The following is a 3,521-nucleotide window of genomic DNA, read 5'->3' on the forward strand; positions in this document are numbered from 1 at the left end:
CCCCGCCACAGCGCCAGCGCCGCCCGCAGCGCCTCCGCCCGCGCCGCCGGGTCGGCCAGCGCGCGGGCCGCGCGCAGCCGGTCCTCGAAGTCGTGGGCGTCGACGGCCCCGGGCGGGACCGCCAGCCGGTAGACGCCGGGACGGGACTCCACGCGCTCGCGCCCCACCGCCGCGCGCAGCCGCGACACCAGCGACTGCAACGCGTTCGGCGCGGCGGCCGGGACGTCGTCCTCCCACAGCGCGTCGATGAGCCGTTCGGCCGGGACGGGACGGCCCGCCTCCAGGGCGAGCAGGGTCAGCAACGCCCGCAGCCGCGCCCCGCCGACCTCGACGGCGCGGCCGGAGGCGGTCACCTCCACCGGCCCCAGGATCCCGATCCGCACCCGCCGATTCTCCCCCATCCCCGAAAATCCCGCCTATGGGAACAGATCCGTCCGGACGGGGAACGCCGCGCGCCCGCGCCCCGGAAGGGGCGCGGGCGCGCGGCGTGCGGACAGCCCTGCGGGAGGCGGGGTCCGTCAGGAGACGGTCTTCTGCCGGGGCTTGGCGTCGTCCAGCGCGGCCAGCTCGAAGTCGGCGCGCGGGGCCTCGACCGTGGCCAGCGAGACGGTCTCGCGCTTGAAGAACAGCGCCAGGGTCCAGTCGGCCAGGACGCGGGCCTTACGGTTGAAGGTCGGGACCATCATGCCGTGGTAGGTCCGGTGGAAGAACCACGCCGGCCAGCCCTTGAGCTTGAGGCCCAGCGGGTTGGCCACGCCCTTGTGGAGGCCGAGTCCGGCCACCGCGCCCAGGTTGTTGTGGACGTAGGGCTTGAGGGCCTTGCCGCGCAGCGCCCGCACGATGTTCTCGGCCAGCACCTTGGCCTGGCGGACGGCGTGCTGGGCGTTCGGCGGGCAGAACGCGCCCTCCTCGGTGAGGTCCGGGATCGCGGCGTTGTCACCGGCGGTGAACGCGCGGACCATGCCCTCGATGGTCAGGAACTCGGTGCCCTTGATCCGGCCGCGCTCGTCCAGCGGCAGGTCGGTGTGCTTGACGACCGGGGCGGGCTTGACGCCGGCGTTCCAGACCAGGGTCCCGGCCGGGAAGCGGCTGCCGTCCGACAGCTCGATGTTGCCGTCCACGCACGACTGCAGGAACGTCTTCATCTTCACGTCGATGCCGCGGCCGCGCAGCTGCTCGGCGGTCCACTTGCCCATCTCGGGGCCGACCTCGGGCAGGATGCGGTCGGCGGCCTCGACCAGCACGAAGCGCAGGTCCTGCGGGGTGACCTTGCGCATGTACCGGGTGGCGTCCCGCGACATGTCCTCGACCTCGGCGATCGCCTCGACGCCCGCGAAGCCGCCGCCGACGAACACGAAGGTCAGCGCCTTGCGGCGGATCTCGGCGTCGTCGGTCGACTCGGCGATCTCCAGCTGCTCCAGCACGTGGTTGCGCAGGTGGATGGCCTCGCCGACGTTCTTGAGCGAGAAACCCTCCTCGGCCAGGCCCGGGATCGGCAGGATCCGCGGCACCGCGCCGGCGGCCATCACGAGGTAGTCGTAGGAGACCCGCTCCGGAGGGCCGGCGAGCGGCTGGAGGATGGCCCATCCGTCGTCGTGGTTGATCTCGGTGACGCGGGCGTTGCGCACGGTGCACCTGCTGAGCACCCGGCGCAGCGGCACCACGACGTGCCGCGGGGAGATGTTCCCGGCGGCGACCTCGGGGAGGAACGGCTGGTAGGTCATGTACGCGTTCGGGTCGACGACGGTCACCTTGACCTCGCCCTTGCGCAGCTCGCGCTTCAGCTTCTTCTGAAGGCGCAGAGCCGTGTACATACCCACATAGCCGCCACCCACGATCAGGATGTGGGGAGCGCCAGGGGTGTCCTCGGCGGTCCTGGCCATTGCGGCCTCCAATGTTCACGGTCAGCTTGTGAAGGTATTCACAAACTATCCGATGGCCTGGACCGCTTGCGCCCCTATCACGGGGAAAGAACACAGAATCTTTCCATTTTGGAAATTTAGACCGCTCCCAGCTCGTGAAGTTCATCACTCCTTCCCACAAAACCCGGCATTAGCGGACAAACTTCTCATGACCAACGTCACATCGTCATTTCCGACGATCAACCCGGCGCAACGGGCGGCCGGACCCGACCCCGACCCGCCCGGACACGGACCGGACCCGATCCGGTACCGATCCGGACCCGTGCTCGGCTCGTTCTGGTCCCCGCCAACCCCTATCGTTGGGGCGGACTGAGGAAGGGGGCGCCGCCGGCGGGTGCGCGCACGCTCGGATGAGAGGGAATCGGGTGGCGCGCGGCGTACGATCTCGGCCGGGGAGCGTATCGATGATGAGCAGAGACCGGCGTCCGATCCCGGCCGCTGTGGGCGCCCTGGTGCTCGGCGGCGTCCTGAGCGGCTGCGGGCTGATCGGCCAGCCGAAGAACAGCAGCGCCGAGCTGTCGGAGTGGTTCACCGTGACCAGCCCCGCGTTCCGCGATGGCGGCGACTTGCCCACGCGATTCGGCTGCACGACGTACTCTGGCAACGGAGCACAGGGCAAGACCCCGCCGCTGCGTTGGTCGGGAGCCCCGGCCAACACCACCAAGTCGTTCGCGATCGTGGTGGACGATCTGGACGCCTCCGACGGCGCCCACGTGCACTGGGTGGTCGCGGGGATCGAGGCCAACCGGACGGAGCTCGTCGAGGGCGGGCGGCAGGACAAGATGGTCGAAGGTCTCAACACCGGCAAGAAGGTGAGCTACCTGCCGCCGTGCCCGCCCAGGGGCGAGCGGCACCGGTACCGCTTCACCGTCTACGCACTGGACTCCCCGGCGCCGTTCAAGAGCGGCGCCACGCTCCAGGAGTCGCTCGGCGCCATCGCCAAGCACACGGTGGGCCGGGGCCGGATCACCGGGAACTTCGGCGAACGGTAGGCGCGTTGACCGGGACCGTGGGCTCGCACGACCGGGGCCACCGAGAACGGAGTCGGCGCGCACCTCGCGTGGGACTGCGGTCACATGCGGGGCACGAGCTGACATCAGAGGTGCCGGCCGACCGGATCGGCCGTTCGACACGCACCGGGTGAGGGTGAATGTGCGCGAAGGGTGTGACAACGGTCATAGCGGTCGGCAAGAATCGTTGTAGGTCCGCCGGGAACCGGCCGCTAGCGTCAACCAGGACGAGCCCGCGGTCCACGCTGGCGACTCCCGCCGGACCAAGGCATTGGGTGGTGGCATGACTTCTTACATCGTGGTCATCGGCCTCATTGTGGTCGTGGCCCTGGTGGTCGTCCTCGTGGTCTTGGGCCTGCGGGCCAGCCGGGCCGCGCGCGACGACGATGACGAGTGGATGGACGAGCCGCAGCAGCAGCAGCAGCCGCCGCGCGGTCGCCGCGGCGCGCCACCACCACCCCAGGTGGAGCCGGGCGCCGAGGAGGACTACGGCGGCTACGACGAGTCCTACGGCCCCGGACGCGAGGATCAGCAGGCCTACGACCGCCGCGTCGCCGGCGGGCCGCTCGCCGCCCCCGCCCCGGCCCCC

At 70.8% G+C, this 3,521-nt stretch carries 4 protein-coding genes; 2 read left to right on the forward strand and 2 right to left on the reverse strand.

Annotated elements, in window-relative coordinates; translation table 11 throughout:
- A partial coding sequence (locus AKI01S_RS47180) for an AfsR/SARP family transcriptional regulator (RefSeq protein WP_174567481.1) occupies positions 1-383 on the reverse strand: 383 nt, incomplete at its 3' end.
- Between the two features lie 135 nt (positions 384-518).
- Positions 519-1,883 carry an NAD(P)/FAD-dependent oxidoreductase gene (locus AKI01S_RS47185; protein ID WP_084000946.1) on the reverse strand — a complete coding sequence of 455 codons (1,365 nt, stop codon included), beginning with the start codon at positions 1,881-1,883 and terminating at the stop codon, positions 519-521.
- Between the two features lie 446 nt (positions 1,884-2,329).
- Between AKI01S_RS47185 and AKI01S_RS47190 the strand changes: the two genes are divergently transcribed.
- A complete protein-coding gene (locus tag AKI01S_RS47190) occupies positions 2,330-2,914 on the forward strand; it encodes a YbhB/YbcL family Raf kinase inhibitor-like protein (protein WP_067833271.1) in 585 nt (194 codons plus the stop codon).
- Between the two features lie 301 nt (positions 2,915-3,215).
- Positions 3,216-3,521 (forward strand): hypothetical protein (locus AKI01S_RS47195; RefSeq protein WP_218010086.1); only part of this gene is annotated, 306 nt, incomplete at its 3' end.

Origin of the sequence: Actinomadura kijaniata NBRC 14229, assembly GCF_001552175.1 — a bacterium.
GTDB lineage: Bacteria > Actinomycetota > Actinomycetes > Streptosporangiales > Streptosporangiaceae > Spirillospora > Spirillospora kijaniata.